We start from the raw sequence: 17,410 nt of genomic DNA on the forward strand, positions 1-17,410 counted from the left end.
TCATACAGAGGAGGTGAGAAAAGAGAATGGAGGTTGATATCTCCGGTGCAAAAGTCTTTTTTACGATCCCTATCGATTTCCCGCTGTTCGGGAAAATTCAGATCAGCGAAACGCTGGTGGTAAGCTGGATTGTAATGGCACTCATTACCGGACTTTGCATCTGGCTTACAAGAGATTTGAAGGTGCGGAACATCTCCAAACGCCAGGCGATGGCAGAAATGATTGTGGAAACCGCAAACAAATTTGTCATCGGCAACATGGGAGAAAAATTCCGCTATCTGATTCCTTTTGTGTCGGCGCTTTTCGCGACCAGCGTTGTCTCAAACCTGATCAGCCTGATCGGACTTCGAAGTCCGACAGCGGATCTTTCCACCGAGGCGGCCTGGGCTGTTGTGGTCTTTATTATGATCACAACACAGAAGATCAAAACGAATGGTTTTGGCGGATATCTGAAAGGCTTTACGACTCCGATTGCGGTTATGACACCGTTTAACGTTTTGTCGGAGCTCGCAACGCCGATCAGTATGGCGTGCCGTCACTTTGGAAACATCCTTTCCGGCGTTGTGATCAATGCCCTGATCTACGGATCGCTGGCACTGGCAAGCGGAAAGCTGCTGGGACTGCTTCCCGGCGTGCTCGGAAGAACCCTTTCACAGATCCCGATTCTGGACGTCGGTGTCCCGGCTGTTCTGTCGGTCTATTTTGACTGGTTCTCCGGCGTGATGCAGGCCTTTATTTTCTGTATGCTGACTGTCATGTACATTGCGAATGCAGCAGAAGAAGGCTAAAGAGATTAAAAAATGAGGTTTACAAAAAGAAAATACAGGAGGAAAACAAGATGGATTTTCAGATTTTAGCAAAAGGTATCGCTCTCGCAGGATGCGCAATCGGCGCAGGATGCTCCCTGATCGCAGGTATCGGACCTGGTATCGGTGAAGGTAACGCCGTAGCAAAGGCACTTGAGGCAATCGGACGTCAGCCGGAATGCAAAGGTGATGTAACAAGTACGATGCTTCTTGGCTGTGCGATCGCAGAGACCACAGGTATTTACGGTTTCGTAACCGGCCTGCTTTTGATCTTCGTAGCACCGGGAATGTTCATGAACTTCCTGAAATAGTTGCAAGGAGTAAATGATTGCTAGGAGGAAAGAAACTATGCAGGTTCAGGAACTGGTAGGAATTGTCCCCTGGACTTTTATCGCACAGATCTGCAACCTCTTCATCCAGATGTATCTGATCAAACGGTTCCTTTTCAAACCGATCAATGAGATGCTGGAAAAACGGCGTGCGGCAGCCGATGCGGAGATCACAGACGCAGAGGCGGCAAAAAAAGAAGCCAACGCCATCAAAGAGGAATATGAGCAGAATATGCAGGAGGCCAAGGCAAAGGCCAACGAGATTCTCGAAAGCGCCAGAAAGACAGCGACGCTGCAGAGCGAGAAAATCGTAAAAGAGGCTTCCGAACAGGCAGCTGCCCTGAAAAACAAGGCAGAAAAAGAGATTGCCCAGGAGAAAAAGAAAGCGGTCAATGAAGTCAAAGGCGAGATCGGCGGCATTGCCATGGATATTGCCGGAAAGGTCATTGAACGTGAGATTAATGAAAAAGACCATGAGAAGCTGATAGATGAATTTATATCGAATGTAGGTGAAGCATCATGACAGAAACTGCCAGAGTATACGGTGGGAGCCTGTATGAGCTGGCCGCAGAGGAGCATCTCGAAGAGGAAATCCTTTCCGAGATGAAGGAGATCCGAGCTCTGTTCCGGGAAAACTCGGAGTATCCGCGCCTTTTATCGGAGCCTTCGATTCCGCGAAAAGAGCGGATCGGGCTGATCGACGCGGCATTTGGCAGCCAGGCGGAACCGTATTTGGTCAATTTTATCAAACTGCTGTGTGAAAAAAATCTTCTCCGTGAATTCGGCGGATGCCAGGAAGCATTCCAGCGCAGATACTACGCAGCCCACAATATTGCTGAGGCAGTTGTGACGAGCGCAGCATCCCTGTCGAAGGAACAGGAAGAGCTTCTGAAGAAAAAACTGGAAACAATGAGCGGAAAAACGGTCGTGATGGAACTGAAAACCGATCCGTCCGTTCTGGCGGGTGTCCGCGTGGAGCTCGACGGAAAGCTGTTTGACGGAACCGTAAAGGGACGTTTGGCCGAGCTTTCCAGAAGAATCAGCGATACAGTGGTGTAGGAGGAAAACATGCAACTGAAACCAGAAGAAATATCCAAGGTCATCCGCAGCCAGATCAAATATTATGAAAATGCGATCCGGCAGGATGAGACAGGCACCGTTCTGATGGTCGGAGACGGAATCGCGAGAGCCAGCGGTCTTTCGAACTGTATGGCAGGCGAGCTGCTGGAGTTTGAGGATGGAAGCTATGGAATGGCACAGAACCTCGAGGAAAACAGCGTATCTGTCGTTTTATTCGGTTCCGGCGAGAACATCAGCGAGGGACAGCTTGTAAAAAGAACGGGAAAGGTCGTTTCGGTTCCGGTCGGAGAAGGTATGATCGGACGCGTTGTCAACGCGCTCGGCCAGCCAATCGACGGCGCAGGCCCGATTACGGCAGCAGAGTACCGTCCGATTGAAAGCCCGGCACCGGGCATCTGTGAGAGAAAAGGTGTTAATCAGCCGCTGCAGACCGGTATTAAAGCGATCGATTCCATGGTTCCGATCGGAAGAGGTCAGCGAGAGCTGATCATCGGAGACCGTCAGACCGGAAAGACAACGATCGCAACCGATACCATTCTGAACCAGAAAGGCAAGGATGTGATCTGTATCTACGTTGCCATCGGACAGAAACGTTCGACAGTAGCGTCCTTAGTAGAAAATCTTGAGAAGAACGGCGCAATGGCGTACACCATCGTCGTGGCAGCGACGGCATCCGAAGCGAGCCCGCTGCAGTATATCGTACCGTATTCCGGCTGTGCCATGGGCGAGTACTTTATGTATCAGGGAAAAGATGTGCTGATCATTTATGATGACTTAAGTAAGCACGCGGTTGCATACCGTGCACTCTCACTGCTGATCCGCCGTCCGCCGGGACGTGAGGCTTATCCGGGAGATGTTTTCTATCTCCATTCCAGACTTCTGGAGCGTGCCGCAAAGCTGGACGATGAACACGGCGGCGGATCCATGACGGCTCTGCCGATCATTGAGACCCAGGCAGGCGATATTTCCGCCTATATTCCGACGAACGTCATCTCCATCACAGACGGCCAGATTTTCCTTGAGACAGAGCTGTTCCACTCGGGCGTTATGCCGGCGGTAAACCCTGGCGTATCCGTATCCCGTGTCGGTGGAAATGCGCAGATTAAGGCGATGAAGAAGGTAGCCGGAACTCTGAAACTGATCTATTCCCAGTACCGCGAGCTGGCAAGCTTTGCACAGTTCGGATCCGATCTGGATGCCGATACAAAGGCGCGTCTGGAGCAGGGTGTGCGTATCGTGGAAGTATTAAAACAGAACCAGAATGCACCGGTTCCGGTAGAAAAACAGGTGGCCATTCTTTATGCGGTAACGAAAGGAATTCTGTCAAAGGTTGCAGCTGAGGATGTCCGCGCCTATGAGGACGGACTGTATACCTGGCTTGATACCGATGCAGAGGGTGCTGCCGTGATGCAGGAGATTTCCGCAACCGGAAAACTCGAGGCAGATACCGAAGAGAAGCTGAAAAGTGCACTCGAATCGTATACCGAAAACTTTATCAATACAAGACCTGCAAAATAAGGAAAGAAGGAGGAGCCTATGGCTGCAAACATGAAAGCCGTAAAGCTGCGGATCAAAAGTGTCGAAAGCACGATGCAGATTACCAAGGCGATGGAACTTGTAGCGTCCTCCAAGCTGCGAAAAGCGAAGGAGCGGGCTGATACCTGCCGTCCGTATTTTCAGGAGCTGTACCGCACTTTGCAGGATATTGCAAAAGGAAACACGGAATTTTATTCCATTTATGCAAAAGAGGCAAAAAACGAGAAATGCTGCTACGTGCTGGTTGCCGGAGACCGCGGTCTTGCGGGTGGATACAATGCCAATCTGTTCCGATGCTTTGAGGCCGATGCCAAAGGAAAAGAGATCTGCGTGGTTCCGGTCGGTAAAAAGGCAGTGGAGTATGCAAAATCCCGGAAGCTGGACATTCTGACGGACAGCTTTGCCGAGATCGCAAATCTTTCCGTGGCAGACAGCTTTGAGATCGCGCGCGCACTGTGCCGTGAGTTCCGGAAAGGGACCTTCGGACATGTGGAGCTTTGTTACACAAAATTCGTGTCGATGCTGTCGCAGATGCCGGTTTCCGTGCCGATCCTGCCTCTGATTGACATTGCAAAAGAGGACGGAGAGGATCCGGAAGCGAAAAAAATCCGGAATCTGATCCTGTATGAGCCAAACGGTGTCGAGGTATTCGAAGCGATTGTGCCGGAATACTTAGGCGGCCTGATCTACGGCGGTATCTGTGAGAGTGTGGCAAGTGAGCTTGCGGCACGCCGTACCGCAATGGAGGCGGCAACGGGAAATGCAGAGGAGATGATTGAACAGCTCAATCTGTATTACAACCGTGCCCGTCAGGCAAGCATTACGCAGGAGATCACGGAGATCGTCGGCGGTGCGGAAGGCGTGTAAGAGTGGAAACAAGAAAAGTGAGGAGAAGTCGTTAAATGAGTGAAAAACACATTGGCGAGGTTGTGCAGGTAACGGGTCCTGTTCTGGACATCCGTTTTCCGGAAGGAGAGCTGCCGGCACTTCTGAATGCCATCGAGATAGACAACCACGGCGAGAAGCTGGTTGTGGAAGTGGCGCAGCAGACAGGCGACAACATGGTTCGCTGCATTGCCATGAAGTCCACAGACGGACTTGTCCGCGGAACGAAAGCAGTCGACACGGGCGGCCCGATCGCCGTTCCGGTCGGAGAGGAGTGCTTAGGCCGCGTGTTCAACCTGCTCGGTGAGACCGTAGACAATAAGCCGGCACCGGAAACAGCAGAAAAATGGCCGATCCACCGCGATCCGCCGTCCTATGAGGAACAGGTTCCGGCAACGGAGATCCTCGAAACCGGAATCAAGGTCGTTGACCTGATCTGCCCGTATGCCAAGGGCGGAAAAATCGGTCTGTTCGGTGGTGCCGGCGTTGGAAAAACAGTCCTTATCATGGAGCTGATCCACAACGTGGCAACGGCACACGGCGGACTTTCCGTTTTCACCGGTGTCGGAGAGCGTACCCGTGAAGGAAATGACCTTTACAACGAGATGAAAGAGAGCGGTGTTATCGACAAGACAGCACTGGTCTATGGACAGATGAACGAGCCGCCGGGAGCGCGTATGCGTGTCGGACTTTCCGGCCTTACCATGGCAGAATATTTCCGTGATGTGAAAAATCAGGATGTGCTGCTGTTCATCGATAATATTTTCCGATTTACGCAGGCAGGTTCCGAGGTTTCGGCTCTGCTTGGCCGTATGCCGTCCGCAGTAGGATACCAGCCGACGCTGGCAACCGAGATGGGCGCACTGCAGGAGCGTATTACTTCCACAAGAAAGGGATCCATCACATCGGTACAGGCTGTTTACGTGCCGGCCGATGACCTGACCGACCCGGCTCCGGCAACAACGTTTACCCATCTGGATGCCACGACGGTACTTTCCCGTGAAATCTCCAGCCAGGGTATTTACCCGGCTGTTGATCCGCTCGATTCTACCAGCCGTATCCTGACACCGGAAATCGTAGGCCATGAGCACTATGAGGTAGCACGTGCCGTACAGCAGGTGCTGCAGAGATACAAAGAGCTGCAGGATATCATCGCCATCATGGGTATGGATGAACTGTCCGAGGAGGATAAGCTGACGGTCAGCCGTGCCCGTAAGGTACAGCGTTTCCTGTCCCAGAGCTTCTCGGTAGCGGAGCAGTTTACCGGTATGGAAGGAAAATATGTGCCGTTAAAAGAAACTCTGCGCGGATTCCGCATGATCCTTGACGGCGAGTGCGACGATCTTCCGGAGAGCTGCTTCCTGTTTGCAGGTACCATCGACGAGGTATTTGAAAAAGCAAAAGCACTGAATCAGTAAAGGAGGAATGACGTATGAGTACATTTCCTTTACGTGTCGGCACGCCGGACGGACTTCTCTATGAGGGTGACGTAGCGCGAGTTGTCTGCAGAACCATCAGCGGCGACCTGGCAATTCTGCCTGGGCACTGCAATTACTGCACTGCACTCGGTATGGGCGAGGCGCATATTGTGCTGGAGGACGGAACGAGAAGAAATGCCGCCTGCATCGGCGGAATGCTTTCCATGATGAACGGGGTCTGCCGTGTCCTGGCAACAACCTGGGAGTGGGAAGAGGATATTGATGCAGAGCGCGCCGAGGCTGCCAAACACAGGGCCGAGCAGGCGCTGGCAAACGGCGGTCTGACAGACAAAGAATACCGTATTGCCGAAGCCAAGCTGCAGCGTGCGCTGGTGCGGTTGAGTGTAAAAGAATAAAAAAACAAAAAAAGCCTTCGATGAATCTGGAAAAATCCGATCGTCGAAGACTTTTTTTATTTTAAGGGTGCTTTTTAAAGAGCAAAAATTCCGCAGATTAAGAATCCTGCTACGGCGAGAGCAGCACTGATCAGGACGTAAGGAAACTGCGACACGGCATGTGACATATTGTCAATCTCGCAGGTCGCGGAGGAAAGAACCGTTGCGTCGGAATAGAAGCATGCATGGCTTCCGAAAACACCGCCGGATACGACAGCGCCAAGCGCCAGAAGTACATTAGCATCAAGGGCGATGGCAAGCGGAACAACGATGGAAACGGCTACGGCCTCAATTCCCCAGAAAGAGCTGGTGACAAAGGTCAGAACTGCAATGACAACAAAAATAATAGCTGCCAGTGTTTTGGCATTCATGTACGGAACACACAGGTTGATAACATATTCCGACAGTCCCATTTCGCCGCAGGCAGTCTTGATCATAAAGGATGCAAGAAGAATGGCGAGAACCGGAAGAATATCTGCAAAGCCGGCAAAAAACAGTTCCACGTACCGCGTAAAGGTCATTTTCTTCCGTGGAAGATAAAGAATCATACAGGAAGCAAGAGCAAGAATGATCGCCTGCATCATATCCTGTGTGGCTACTGTCACACCGATCAGAATGCCAATAGGGATCAGAAAATCCAGTATATTTCCGGTATTGGTATTTTCGGGCGGGTAATCAACGCTCATTCCGGCCATGGCAAGGTCGACGGAAGGGGCATTGTGCATTTTGGGATGCTCCGGTGTCTGCTCTTCCTTTTCCAGATCTGCATAGGCAGCTTTCATTTTTCCGAGCTTTGGCATTAGTTTGCAGGCAAACAGAATCACAACCAGAAGGGCAGCCATGGGATAAAACATATAAGGAAGCACTTTTAAGTAAACACTCATACCGGTGGAAAAGCCCATGTTGAGAATATCCGGTTCCTGAATAAAAACACCGGAATAAAAGACCACCCAGGTGGAAAAGGGAATCAGTGCACAGACAGGTGCACCGGTTGAGTCAATGATATAGGCAAGCGCCTGTCTTGGGACTTTTCGTTTGTCACAGACATCCTTCATACAGGTTCCAACGGTCATGATGTTGAGATAGTCATCGACAAAAATAATGATTCCGAGAAATACCGACATCATCATGGTGATCCGTTCATTTTTACAGAAACGGCTTAACAGGTTGGAAAAACCAAGTGTTCCTTTTGCCTCGCGGAGCAGGAAAATGAAGCCTCCGAACAGTCCGCAGAGAAGAAGAATATACTGGTTATCTGCGTTGCTGATTTCTGAAAGCAGAAGATCACACCAGGGTTCGATAAAAGCCGCTTTATACATGATGAGATAGGCAACCAGGGTTCCGAAAATCAGAGCTTCGAAAGATTTTTTTGTTTTTAATGCAAAAATCAGCATCGCTGCAGGCGGCAGCAGACATAAAACTCCATATTGCATAGCGGTTCTCCTTTGTAGTTAGAATATGTGATGCAGCGCACCGCTGTAAGAAGAGTTACAACAGGAAGAGACAGAGCTTTACTGTTTCGTCATGATACGATAAGTTTCCGGCCGCCGGTCACGGAAAAGCCCCCAGGAAAAACGTTCTTCGCGCAGGGCATCCAGATCGAAGGAAGCATACAGGATTTCCTCGGTATCTCTTCCGGCAGATGCCACGAGTTCACCGGTTGCATCGGCAATAAAGGAAGAACCGTAGAAAGTAAGAGAAGAGGACTGGCCGCCATTTTCTTCACAGGGCATTACGGTTTCAGTACCAATCCGGTTTGCAGCAGCAACCGGAACAAGATTTGCGGCCGCATGCCCCTGCATAACGCGTCGCCAGTGCCCGCTGCTGTCTACATTCAGGATCGGCTCACTGCCGATAGCGGTAGGATAGAGCAGGATTTCAGCACCCTGAACGGCCATGCATCGTGCTGTTTCGGGAAACCACTGATCCCAGCAGATGCCGACGCCGACGGCTCCGAAACGTGTTTCAAAGACCTTGAATCCCGTATCCCCGGGAGTGAAATAGAATTTTTCCTGATAAAAATGGTCGTCCGGGATATGAGTCTTGCGGTAAACGCCAAGAATGGATCCGTCTGCATCGATCATGGCAATGGAATTAAACAGGCGCTGAACATCCCTTTCATAAAAGCTGACCGGAATCACGACCCCAAGTTCTCCGGCAACGGCCTGAAAACGCCGGACAGCGGGATTTTCTGTCAAAGGCAGGGCATAATCATAATAATCGTATCGCTTTTCCTGACAAAAATACGGTCTTTCAAATAATTCAGGAAGAAGGATGAGATTGGCGCCGTTGGAAGCGGCTTCACGGACCATGGTCTCTGCTTTGTCTATATTTTCCTGTACCTGGCTGCAGCATGAAAACTGCAGTGCGGCAATTTTTATATTTCGCATAATCTGTTTCCTCTTTTCTTTGCCGGAATCTGCTGGGTAATACAGTGAATGTTGCCTCCGCCGGTCAGAATGACGCGTGCATCAATCGGAAGGATTCGTCGATTCGGGAAGCATTTTCCGAGAATTTCTGCAGCCACGGTGTCGTTTTCATCGCCGAACCGGGGAAGAAGGACACAGTGATTGGCAAGGTAAAAATTGATATAACTGGCGGCAAGACGTTCGCCGGCTTCCCGCTGGTCTTCGCCAGCTTCAAAATCATAGCCGAGAAGATCTTCTTCTGTAATACAGATGGGATGCTTCGGAATGGGCAGCTTGTGAATCACAAAGCTTCGTCCCTTCGCGTCAACGGTATGGGAGAGAAGATCAAAAGCGGCCCTGCTTCTGGCATACTGAGGATCGTTTTCGTCATCTGTCCAGGCAAGAAGCACTTCTCCTGGCTTTACAAAGCAGCACATATTATCAATATGGCCGTTGGTTTCATCGTTGTAAATACCAAAAGGCAGCCAGATGATTTTTTCAACCGAAAGATACTGACGCAGCTTTTCTTCAATTTCCGCTCTTGTAAGAAAAGGATTGCGCCCCGGACTCAGCAGACATTCTTCGGTCGTAAGCAGGGTTCCTTCCCCGTCAACATGGATGGAGCCGCCTTCCAGAACAAAGGGGCGGGCATTATAGAAGGAATCTCCGAGAAAACTGCAGATTCGTTCCGGAACCTCACGGTCATGTTCAAAGTGGGAATACAGACCGTCATACTGGCCGCCCCAGGCGTTGAATTCCCATTGAATGCCTCTTCGCCCGCCCTGATCGTTGACCACAAACGTAGCGCCGGTATCTCTTGCCCAGGCATCCTCTGTTTGGGCTTCGATCAGATGAATCCGGTCGGAGGAAAGCAGTTCCTGTGCCGATGCTTTATCCTGTGGCCGGACGAAAAGATAAACCTGCTCATAAGCGGCAATTGCTTCTGCAATTTCTGCAAATGCCGCTCTTGCCGCTTTTGCTCCGTAATTCCAGGAGCCGGGGCGCCACGGCCAGATCATCAGCGTGCCTTCGTGGGGCTCAAATTCGCCCGGCATGTAAAAGCCATCGGCTTTTGGGGTTCTAAGACAATCGGTTTTTGAAATCTTCATATCCAAACTCCTTTATCATTCGGCAGTTTCCAGCTTTGTCCATCACCGCGATGGAAGGGAGTGGGATTCCGTTAAAGGTATTGGTTTTTACCATCGAATAAATCGCCATATCTTCAAAATACAGTCTGTCACCGATCCGGATTTGGGAATCGAAGGAATATTCGCCGATTACGTCGCCCGCCAGGCAGGTATTGCAGGAAAGGCGGTAGGTATAAGGCTTTTCCCCGGGCAGTCCGCTGCCTTTGAGCGGAGGGCGGTACGGCATCTCAAGCACATCCGGCATATGGCAGGCGGCGGAAGTGTCAAGAATTAAAATTTTTCCGTTATTTTCGACAATATCGAGAACTTCTGTGACATTGTAGCCTGCGTTTAAGGCAAATGCTTCCCCGGGCTCCAGGTAAATCTGAAGACCATACGTTTCTTTCATATGGTTGATACAGGAAATCAGGCGTTCGATATCGTAATCCTCACGGGTGATATGATGTCCGCCTCCCATGTTAAGCCAGTTCATTTTAAAAAGCCACTTGCCGAATTTTTCTTCCACGGCGCGCAGCGTGGTTTCCAGATCATCCGAATTCTGTTCACAGAGGGTATGAAAATGAAGACCGTCCACAAGATCAGCCAGTTCGTCTGTAAAATCGCAGGCGCGGATGCCCATGCGGGAGCCGGGCGCACAGGGATCATAAATCGCATGGCCTTCCTGCGTGGAGCATTCCGGGTTGATGCGAAGTCCGGCTTTTGCGGTTCCGGAAGCCTTAAGTACAGGGAGGTACGTTCGGAGCTGCTTTTCTGAATTGAAAATAATGTGATCGCAGATCTGTGCGAGCTCTTCCATATCCTGCGGGCGGTAGGCCGGAGAATACACATGATTCTCCAGCCCCATTTCTTCCTTTCCAAGCCGCGCCTCATAGAGTCCGCTGGCAGTTGTTCCGCTGATATATTTTCCAATCAGCGGATATTCCGAAAAGCAGGAAAAGCATTTCTGAGCCAGCAGAATTTTTGCACCGGTGCGTTCTTCTACCTGGTGCAGGAGCTTTAAGTTTTCTTCCAGTTTGCCTTCATCAATGACAAAACAGGGAGTTGGCAGTTCGTTTATCTTATACATAGGCTTAATCTACTAAAACAGGATTTTCTACGACCTTCCACGGAAGACCCCACTTGTTGAGTGCTTCCATGTACGGATCCGGATCGAATTCATCTGTGGTGTAGACACCCGGCTTGTTCCAGAGGCCGTTCACGACCATCATGGTTCCGATCATAGCCGGAACGCCGGTGGTGTAGGAAATCGCCTGAGACTCTACTTCCCGGTAGCATTCCTGGTGGTCACAGACATTGTAAATGTAAATGCTTCTTTCTTTTCCGTCCTTGATACCGGTAAAAATACAGCCGATGTTGGTTTTACCCACGGTGCGCGGACCAAGAGTGGAAGGATCCGGAAGAAGCTCTTTTAAAAACTGGATCGGTACAATCTGCTGTCCGTTGAAGGTAATCGGAGTGGTCGAGAGAAGTCCTACATTTTCCAGACATTTCATATGGGTCAGATAGCTCTGGCCGAAGGTCATGAAAAAGCGGATTCTTTTTACGCCCGGGATGTTTTTGGCAAGAGCCTCAATTTCTTCATGGTGAAGAAGGTACATATCCTTCTCGCCTACCTCATCGAAGTTATATTCCCGTTTGATCGACATTGGCGGAATTTCCACCCAGTGGCCGTTTTCCCAGTAAGAACCGGGAGCGGATACCTCGCGGAGGTTGATTTCCGGATTGAAGTTGGTTGCAAACGGATATCCATGATCGCCGCCGTTGCAGTCCAGAATATCAATCGTGTGAATTTCATCGAAATAGTGTTTCTGTGCATAGGCTGCAAAAACGCTGGTGACACCAGGGTCAAAGCCGGTTCCGAGAAGACCGGTGATGCCGGCTTCCTTGAAACGGTCCATATAGGCCCACTGCCAGGAGTAATCAAAGTAAGCAGAAAAGCCAAGCTCTTCGCATCTCTTTTCGTAGATCGCACGCCATGCCGGATCATCCGTGTTTTCTGCTTCGTAGTTTGCAGTATCAATGTAAGGAACCTTACATGCAAGGCAGGCATCCATAATGGTAAGATCCTGATAAGGAAGAGCCAGATTTAATACGGCATCCGGCTGATACTGTTTGATTAAGGCGATTAATTCTTCTGTGCAGTCGGCATCCACCTTTGCTGTTGTGATAATGGTTTTTGTGGTCGGAGCCAGCTTTTCTTTTAAAGCATCGCACTTGGAAAGGGTGCGGCTTGCAATCATGATTTCAGAAAATACTTCACTGTTCTGGCAGCATTTGTGAATGGCTACGGATGCAACACCGCCGCATCCGATGATCATAACTTTTGACATTGTTTGGTTCTCCTTTTTCAGAAAATGGTGTTGGGTTCATCTTTGGCTATAAGCACGAAAAAAAGACAGATGATGTGCATCATCTGTCTAAAAATCGAAATTTATACATGATCGTATTGTGCAAACTTCAGGGGATGGACAAAAATCCAGGCTTCTCCCTGTTTTCCTATGCAGAAATATATAGTCACGTACTCTTATTGACCGTTTCATAAGATGATGTGCTCGTCGTAGAGCATCGATTATAAAGTAATCAACTCATAAAATTTGCGCTTTTAACGCAATCAATAATGTGGCTCTTAACCACGCTCGGCAACTACCCCTGCCTGTCCGTCGGTTTTTTACCAGGGGCATATATTTTGCATAAGAACAGAATTGTTCGCTTGCAGTTCCAAATTATAGAGTGAAATGACATGGATGTCAAGAAAAATTTGTGAAACTATTCAGAACTATGCGAAATGGAAGATTAAAAATCACAGGGTGATCCAGTAACGCTCCAGTGTTTTGTTTTCATCGGCACGATAAGCGGTGCCGTCGAACCGGCCGCCATTTTTCAGGATCGTTCTGCGGCTTCCCTCGTTGGTATCCAGGCAGCAGACCAGAATTTCGGAAAGGCCGAGGCTTTTGCAGTACGGCTGCACATTTTTCAGCATCCAGGAGGCATAGCCTTTTCTGCGTTCCGACGGGCGGACAGAGTAGCCGATATGGCCGCCAAAGGTGCGCAGAAAATCGTTCAGGTAGTGGCGCACCTGAATCATGCCGACAAGGCGGTTGTCTGATTTGCGGATGCACAGAAACTGTGTTGCGAGAACCATGCCCTCCGGCAGAGTCTCCTCTCTGGTATACCGCATGGTATCTTCAAGATACGCCTTCATATCATCAAACCGGCGAAGCGGTCCGCAGCCGTCCATGGAATCGCTGTTTTCCAGAAAATCGTTCCGGTAGGCGGCGAGTTCGGCGAAGTATTCCTCCGACGGTTCAACTAACATCAGTTCATCGTTCATCCTTAGCATTTCTCCGGTTCCGGATACTCGACGCCGAAGGTCTCAACGGTAACGGTAGCCATTCTCTGCGGCTGCAGCGGTTTGTCGCTGTAGTCGGTGTTGACAGATGCGATTTTATCTACGACTTCCAGGCCTTCTGTTACTTTTCCGAAAGCAGCGTATGCGCCGTCCAGATGCGGAGCAGCTTTGTGCATGATGAAGAACTGGCTTCCTGCGCTGTCCGGGAACATGGTACGTGCCATGGAGAGAACGCCTGGGGTGTGTGCGAGGTTGTTCTCAAATCCGTTCTGGGAGAACTCACCCTTGATGCAGTAATCCGGGCCGCCGGCGCCTGTGCCTGCAGGATCTCCGCCCTGGATCATGAATCCCGGGATGACGCGGTGGAAGATAAGGCCGTCATAGAAGCCTTTTTTTACCAGACTGATGAAGTTGTTTACGGTGTTCGGCGCGATTTCCGGGTAAAGCTCTGCTTTCATCACATCGCCGTTTTCCATAGTAATTGTAACGATTGGGTTAGACATCATTGTTTTCCTCCTGATTTTTAAACGATTTCTTGATAAGACGTAAGCAGCCATTTTTCGAAGAAAAATGGGCGGATTACGAATGTTTTTGATGATTGCCGGAGTGCAAAGCACGTAGCAATCTGGTATCAAAGGGGTCAACCCCCTTTTTCAGACACGCTCCAGGAATGTCTCATGGATCGCACGCATTGCCTGATCTGCGTATGCTTCGTCGATCAGGGCAGTGATGCGGATTTCTGAGGTGGTAACCATCTCGGTATTGATTCCTGCATTGGCGAGCGCGCCGAACATTTTGGCAGCCACGCCCGAATGGGAGCGGACACCGGCTCCGATGACGGAAATCTTTGCCACGTTCTCATCATAATCCAGCTTTTTGATGCCGAGCAAATCCTTGTTGTCGTTCAGCACATCGATCGTGCGCAGCATATCCGGCTTTGCAACGGTAAAGGAAACGGACTTTGTGCCGTCCTTTCCGAGTGACTGGATCATGACATCGATGTTCAGATTGTTCCGATCCAGTAAATTTAAGAGGCGGAACGTGCTCTCTGGATCGTTGCCAAGGCCTGCAACACGGATTTTTGCCACATTTTTGTCGGCAGCCACGCCGCTGATTAACATTTTTTCCATTTTGGTTTTCTCCCTTACCATCGTTCCGGAATTTCGGTTCAGACTGGAGCAGACCAGAAGTTCCACGCCGTATTTTTTTGCGATTTCCACGCATCTGCTGTGAAGGACTTTTGCGCCGAGCGAAGCCATCTCCAGCATTTCATCGTAAGTTACCTCTTCCATTTTGCGCGCATTCGGTACAATCCGCGGATCTGCGGTGTAGACGCCGTCTACATCCGTGTAGATTTCACAGACATCCGCGTGCAGCTCTGCAGCGAGGGCAACCGCAGTCGTATCGGAGCCGCCGCGTCCGAGCGTTGTGATATCATCGTATTTGTTGATCCCCTGGAAGCCGGTGACAATGACAATTTTGTTGTCGTCCAGCTCTTTACGGATGCGCTCGGTGTCGATCCGTTTGAAGCGCGCGTTCTGATAATCGGAGGTCGTGTGCATCGGTACCTGCCAGGCATTTAAAGAAACAGCACTGACGCCCATCTGAATCATGGTTATGGCCATCAGGGAAACGGAAACCTGTTCACCGGTGGCAAGAAGCATATCCATCTCGCGGCGGGACGGTTTTTCCGTAATCTGTTTTGCGGTTGCAATCAGTCCGTCCGTCGTTTTTCCCATCGCGGAGAGAACGACAACGACCTGGCTTCCGGCCTGCTGTTTTTCGATGCAGCGCTGTGCTACATTGCGGATGTGCGCAAGATCTGCGACGGAGCTTCCGCCAAATTTCATTACAGTCAGCATAACAGTTTTGATCTCTTTCCTTTTTGATTTACGCGGACAAAAGCGCAGAGCGTGTTTTACCGCGTTTTCCGGGCCGAAAAAACAGGAGTGGGACGTTTTTGGGCCGCGAAACTCTGATACATAGTATAGCGAAAACAGATAGAAAAAGCAAGGAAAAGCACAAGGAAAAGCGGTTTCGTTCTGCGGTTGTATTACCTTTTTGTTTGTGTTAAAATGATAGGCAGAAAAAGAGGAGAAGAAAGCATATGATCATAGAAACAAATTCTGCGTCGGAGACGCTTGCCCTTGGCGAAAAGCTGGGAAAAGCGGCGAAGCCTGGCCAGATTTATACATTAAACGGAGACCTTGGTGTTGGAAAAACCGTTCTGACGCAGGGCTTTGCAAAAGGACTTGGCATCACAGAGGCAGTCAACAGTCCTACATTTACCATTATTCAGGAATATACCGAAGGGCGCCTGCCATTTTATCATTTCGATGTTTACCGGATCGGTGATATAGAAGAAATGGAAGAAATCGGATACGATGATTACTTTTTCGGTGAGGGTGTCTGCCTGATCGAATGGGCAGAACTGATTGAAGAGCTGATCCCGGAGGGTGCGATTTCGATTACGATAGAAAAAGACCTCGAAAAAGGGTTTGATTACCGGAAAATTACGGTGGAATAAAAGAAAAAATCCTGAATGTGGTGGAAAAACAAAAGGAAATCGTAAAGATTCCTGTTTCCGGCAGACTGCCAAAATGAGTTGCACAGGAAGGAAATATCGGAAAGGAAACAAAAAATTATGAAAATACTTGCACTGGACAGCTCCGGCCTGGTGGCTTCGGTGGCTGTTGTTGAAAATGACACACTGCTTGCGGAATACACCGTAAATTATAAAAAAACACATTCCCAGACTCTGCTTCCGATGCTGGATGAAATCTCGAACATGACAGAGCTGGATCTTTCGACGATCGATGCGATTGCAGTTGCCGGAGGTCCGGGCTCGTTTACCGGTCTTCGCATCGGTTCTGCAACAGCCAAGGGACTTGGTCTGGCACTTGAAAAACCACTGATTTCCATTCCAACGACGGCGGCAATCGCGTACAATATCTGGGATACTGACAAATTTGTCTGCCCGATCATGGATGCGAGAAGAAACCAGGTCTATACCGGAGTTTACTGCTACACGGATCATCGTCTCGATACGGTCTGGGAACAGGATACGATGAGCATTGAGGCACTGGCGGAGGGACTGAACTGCCTCGACCACGAAGTGATTTTCCTCGGGGACGGCGTTGCGGTTTACCGGGAAAAATTAGAGGCACTGCTGACGATTCCGTTTTCCTTTGCACCGGCACACGTCAACCGCCAGAGAGCGGCAGCCGTCGGAGCACTGGCTGAGGTTTATTACAAAGAAGGTAAGATTCAGACGGCAGAAGAGCACGAGCCGGAATACCTGAGAAAATCGCAGGCGGAGCGTGAAAGAGCGGAGCGGGAATCTGTGAAGCATGCCGATGTGGTGAAAAAACAGGAGAACGGAGAAAAAAGCGAATGATCACAATCCGTGAAATGCAGATCGATGATCTGGAGCAGGTGATGCCGATTGAGGAGGCCAACTTTTCGATTCCGTGGACAGAAACCGGATTTTTTACATTTCTGATCCGTGACGACGCACTGTTTCTTGTAGCAGAGGAGGACGGTGAAATTTTAGGATATCTCGGAATCCTGATTTCCTTTGATGAAAGTGAGATCACAAATGTCTGCGTGGCAGAAAAAGCGAGAAGACGCGGCATCGGCCGTGCACTGATGGAAGAGCTGTTCCATCGGATGCAGGAGAGAAAGGTGCGCGTGATTCATCTGGATGTGCGCATCGGCAATACGCCGGCGCGGAATCTGTATGAGAGTCTTGGTTTTGTGCAGGACGGCCTCAGGAAGGGGTACTACGATCTCCCGAAGGAGGACGCAGTGCTGATGAGCCGGACGGATGAATCGGTTCCGAAGAGGTAGAGAGAAATCGTTATTGTATACGCATTTAACGCACAGGACTTTCCTTTCATTCCCAGTAGGAATGGCGGGAAAGATGTGTTACAATCGACAGGACACAGGAGAATCTGATTTCTGTTTTGTGTCAGGAACGAAGAAAGAAACGTTTTT

19 protein-coding genes are annotated in these 17,410 nt (G+C 49.9%); 11 read left to right on the top strand and 8 right to left on the bottom strand.

Features of this window, described 5'->3' with window-relative positions; translation table 11 throughout:
• The first annotated feature begins 26 nt into the window (after positions 1–26).
• The 8 genes from DXD92_RS07695 to atpC are packed head-to-tail and all read left to right on the top strand — an operon-like array spanning position 27 to position 6,470.
• A complete protein-coding gene (locus DXD92_RS07695) occupies positions 27–788 on the top strand; it encodes a F0F1 ATP synthase subunit A (protein WP_055227960.1) in 762 nt (253 codons plus the stop codon).
• A 50-nt stretch (positions 789–838) separates the two neighbouring features.
• The gene (gene atpE, locus DXD92_RS07700; protein ID WP_022462449.1) at positions 839–1,117 is read left to right on the top strand and encodes an ATP synthase F0 subunit C; all 279 of its coding nucleotides are present in this window, start codon (positions 839–841) and stop codon (positions 1,115–1,117) included.
• A gap of 37 nt (positions 1,118–1,154) precedes the next feature.
• Positions 1,155–1,658 (top strand): F0F1 ATP synthase subunit B, encoded by a 504-nt coding sequence (gene atpF / locus DXD92_RS07705; RefSeq protein ID WP_022462448.1) that lies wholly within the window; start codon positions 1,155–1,157, stop codon positions 1,656–1,658.
• Complete coding sequence (gene atpH / locus DXD92_RS07710) at positions 1,655–2,194, top strand: ATP synthase F1 subunit delta (protein ID WP_117802067.1); 540 nt, start codon at positions 1,655–1,657, stop codon at positions 2,192–2,194. The genes atpF and atpH overlap by 4 nt, the downstream gene beginning before the upstream one ends.
• A 9-nt stretch (positions 2,195–2,203) precedes the next feature.
• Positions 2,204–3,733, top strand: coding sequence for a F0F1 ATP synthase subunit alpha (gene atpA / locus DXD92_RS07715; protein WP_055220549.1), 1,530 nt, complete (start codon positions 2,204–2,206; stop codon positions 3,731–3,733).
• A gap of 18 nt (positions 3,734–3,751) precedes the next feature.
• The gene (gene atpG, locus DXD92_RS07720; RefSeq protein ID WP_055220552.1) at positions 3,752–4,618 is read left to right on the top strand and encodes an ATP synthase F1 subunit gamma; all 867 of its coding nucleotides are present in this window, start codon (positions 3,752–3,754) and stop codon (positions 4,616–4,618) included.
• A 35-nt stretch (positions 4,619–4,653) separates the two neighbouring features.
• The gene (gene atpD / locus DXD92_RS07725) at positions 4,654–6,054 is read left to right on the top strand and encodes a F0F1 ATP synthase subunit beta (protein WP_022462236.1); all 1,401 of its coding nucleotides are present in this window, start codon (positions 4,654–4,656) and stop codon (positions 6,052–6,054) included.
• A gap of 14 nt (positions 6,055–6,068) precedes the next feature.
• Entirely contained in the window at positions 6,069–6,470 is a 402-nt protein-coding gene (atpC, locus tag DXD92_RS07730) for an ATP synthase F1 subunit epsilon (RefSeq protein ID WP_022462237.1), read from the top strand.
• Positions 6,471–6,544: 74 nt separating this feature from the next.
• Here atpC and DXD92_RS07735 read toward each other — a convergent pair whose 3' ends face one another.
• The 8 genes from DXD92_RS07735 to DXD92_RS07770 all read right to left on the bottom strand — a co-directional run bounded on the left by DXD92_RS07735 (position 6,545) and on the right by DXD92_RS07770 (position 15,276).
• Positions 6,545–7,942 carry a Na+/H+ antiporter NhaC family protein gene (locus tag DXD92_RS07735; protein ID WP_118640361.1) on the bottom strand — a complete coding sequence of 466 codons (1,398 nt, stop codon included), beginning with the start codon at positions 7,940–7,942 and terminating at the stop codon, positions 6,545–6,547.
• A 78-nt stretch (positions 7,943–8,020) separates the two neighbouring features.
• A complete protein-coding gene (gene aguB, locus DXD92_RS07740) occupies positions 8,021–8,899 on the bottom strand; it encodes an N-carbamoylputrescine amidase (RefSeq protein ID WP_118640362.1) in 879 nt (292 codons plus the stop codon).
• A complete protein-coding gene (aguA, locus tag DXD92_RS07745; protein WP_118640363.1) occupies positions 8,887–10,026 on the bottom strand; it encodes an agmatine deiminase in 1,140 nt (379 codons plus the stop codon). The genes aguB and aguA overlap by 13 nt, the downstream gene beginning before the upstream one ends.
• Positions 9,998–11,131 (bottom strand): carboxynorspermidine decarboxylase, encoded by a 1,134-nt coding sequence (gene nspC, locus DXD92_RS07750; protein ID WP_118640364.1) that lies wholly within the window; start codon positions 11,129–11,131, stop codon positions 9,998–10,000. The genes aguA and nspC overlap by 29 nt, the downstream gene beginning before the upstream one ends.
• Positions 11,132–11,135: 4 nt before the next feature.
• Positions 11,136–12,395, bottom strand: coding sequence for a saccharopine dehydrogenase family protein (locus tag DXD92_RS07755; protein WP_022462242.1), 1,260 nt, complete (start codon positions 12,393–12,395; stop codon positions 11,136–11,138).
• A gap of 470 nt (positions 12,396–12,865) precedes the next feature.
• A complete protein-coding gene (locus DXD92_RS07760) occupies positions 12,866–13,396 on the bottom strand; it encodes a GNAT family N-acetyltransferase (RefSeq protein ID WP_022462243.1) in 531 nt (176 codons plus the stop codon).
• Positions 13,397–13,398: 2 nt separating this feature from the next.
• Positions 13,399–13,917, bottom strand: coding sequence for a peptidylprolyl isomerase (locus tag DXD92_RS07765; protein WP_055227969.1), 519 nt, complete (start codon positions 13,915–13,917; stop codon positions 13,399–13,401).
• A gap of 150 nt (positions 13,918–14,067) precedes the next feature.
• A complete protein-coding gene (locus DXD92_RS07770; protein WP_117760673.1) occupies positions 14,068–15,276 on the bottom strand; it encodes an aspartate kinase in 1,209 nt (402 codons plus the stop codon).
• 245 nt (positions 15,277–15,521) lie between these two features.
• Here DXD92_RS07770 and tsaE point away from each other — a divergent pair, with 245 nt between their 5' ends.
• From tsaE to rimI, 3 genes are all read left to right on the top strand, one after another.
• Positions 15,522–15,941 carry a tRNA (adenosine(37)-N6)-threonylcarbamoyltransferase complex ATPase subunit type 1 TsaE gene (gene tsaE, locus DXD92_RS07775; protein WP_022462246.1) on the top strand — a complete coding sequence of 140 codons (420 nt, stop codon included), beginning with the start codon at positions 15,522–15,524 and terminating at the stop codon, positions 15,939–15,941.
• A gap of 117 nt (positions 15,942–16,058) precedes the next feature.
• Complete coding sequence (tsaB, locus tag DXD92_RS07780) at positions 16,059–16,811, top strand: tRNA (adenosine(37)-N6)-threonylcarbamoyltransferase complex dimerization subunit type 1 TsaB (RefSeq protein ID WP_117509348.1); 753 nt, start codon at positions 16,059–16,061, stop codon at positions 16,809–16,811.
• Positions 16,808–17,263, top strand: coding sequence for a ribosomal protein S18-alanine N-acetyltransferase (gene rimI / locus DXD92_RS07785; protein ID WP_179962753.1), 456 nt, complete (start codon positions 16,808–16,810; stop codon positions 17,261–17,263). Before tsaB ends, rimI begins: the two co-directional genes overlap by 4 nt.
• The last annotated feature ends 147 nt before the right edge of the window (positions 17,264–17,410 follow it).

The organism is Blautia sp. TM10-2, assembly GCF_003480845.1.
GTDB classification, from domain to species: domain Bacteria; phylum Bacillota; class Clostridia; order Lachnospirales; family Lachnospiraceae; genus Fusicatenibacter; species Fusicatenibacter saccharivorans.

Excerpts from the sequence above, each read along its gene's own strand:
- DXD92_RS07695 (WP_055227960.1), top strand. The coding sequence starts at position 27 with ATGGAGGTTGATATCTCCGGTGCAAAAGTCTTTTTTACGATCCCTATC.
- atpE (WP_022462449.1), top strand. The coding sequence starts at position 839 with ATGGATTTTCAGATTTTAGCAAAAGGTATCGCTCTCGCAGGATGCGCA.
- atpF (WP_022462448.1), top strand. The coding sequence starts at position 1,155 with ATGCAGGTTCAGGAACTGGTAGGAATTGTCCCCTGGACTTTTATCGCA.
- atpH (WP_117802067.1), top strand. The coding sequence starts at position 1,655 with ATGACAGAAACTGCCAGAGTATACGGTGGGAGCCTGTATGAGCTGGCC.
- atpA (WP_055220549.1), top strand. The coding sequence starts at position 2,204 with ATGCAACTGAAACCAGAAGAAATATCCAAGGTCATCCGCAGCCAGATC.
- atpG (WP_055220552.1), top strand. The coding sequence starts at position 3,752 with ATGGCTGCAAACATGAAAGCCGTAAAGCTGCGGATCAAAAGTGTCGAA.
- atpD (WP_022462236.1), top strand. The coding sequence starts at position 4,654 with ATGAGTGAAAAACACATTGGCGAGGTTGTGCAGGTAACGGGTCCTGTT.
- atpC (WP_022462237.1), top strand. The coding sequence starts at position 6,069 with ATGAGTACATTTCCTTTACGTGTCGGCACGCCGGACGGACTTCTCTAT.
- DXD92_RS07735 (WP_118640361.1), bottom strand. The coding sequence starts at position 7,942 with ATGCAATATGGAGTTTTATGTCTGCTGCCGCCTGCAGCGATGCTGATT.
- aguB (WP_118640362.1), bottom strand. The coding sequence starts at position 8,899 with ATGCGAAATATAAAAATTGCCGCACTGCAGTTTTCATGCTGCAGCCAG.
- aguA (WP_118640363.1), bottom strand. The coding sequence starts at position 10,026 with ATGAAGATTTCAAAAACCGATTGTCTTAGAACCCCAAAAGCCGATGGC.
- nspC (WP_118640364.1), bottom strand. The coding sequence starts at position 11,131 with ATGTATAAGATAAACGAACTGCCAACTCCCTGTTTTGTCATTGATGAA.
- DXD92_RS07755 (WP_022462242.1), bottom strand. The coding sequence starts at position 12,395 with ATGTCAAAAGTTATGATCATCGGATGCGGCGGTGTTGCATCCGTAGCC.
- DXD92_RS07760 (WP_022462243.1), bottom strand. The coding sequence starts at position 13,396 with ATGAACGATGAACTGATGTTAGTTGAACCGTCGGAGGAATACTTCGCC.
- DXD92_RS07765 (WP_055227969.1), bottom strand. The coding sequence starts at position 13,917 with ATGTCTAACCCAATCGTTACAATTACTATGGAAAACGGCGATGTGATG.
- DXD92_RS07770 (WP_117760673.1), bottom strand. The coding sequence starts at position 15,276 with ATGCTGACTGTAATGAAATTTGGCGGAAGCTCCGTCGCAGATCTTGCG.
- tsaE (WP_022462246.1), top strand. The coding sequence starts at position 15,522 with ATGATCATAGAAACAAATTCTGCGTCGGAGACGCTTGCCCTTGGCGAA.
- tsaB (WP_117509348.1), top strand. The coding sequence starts at position 16,059 with ATGAAAATACTTGCACTGGACAGCTCCGGCCTGGTGGCTTCGGTGGCT.
- rimI (WP_179962753.1), top strand. The coding sequence starts at position 16,808 with ATGATCACAATCCGTGAAATGCAGATCGATGATCTGGAGCAGGTGATG.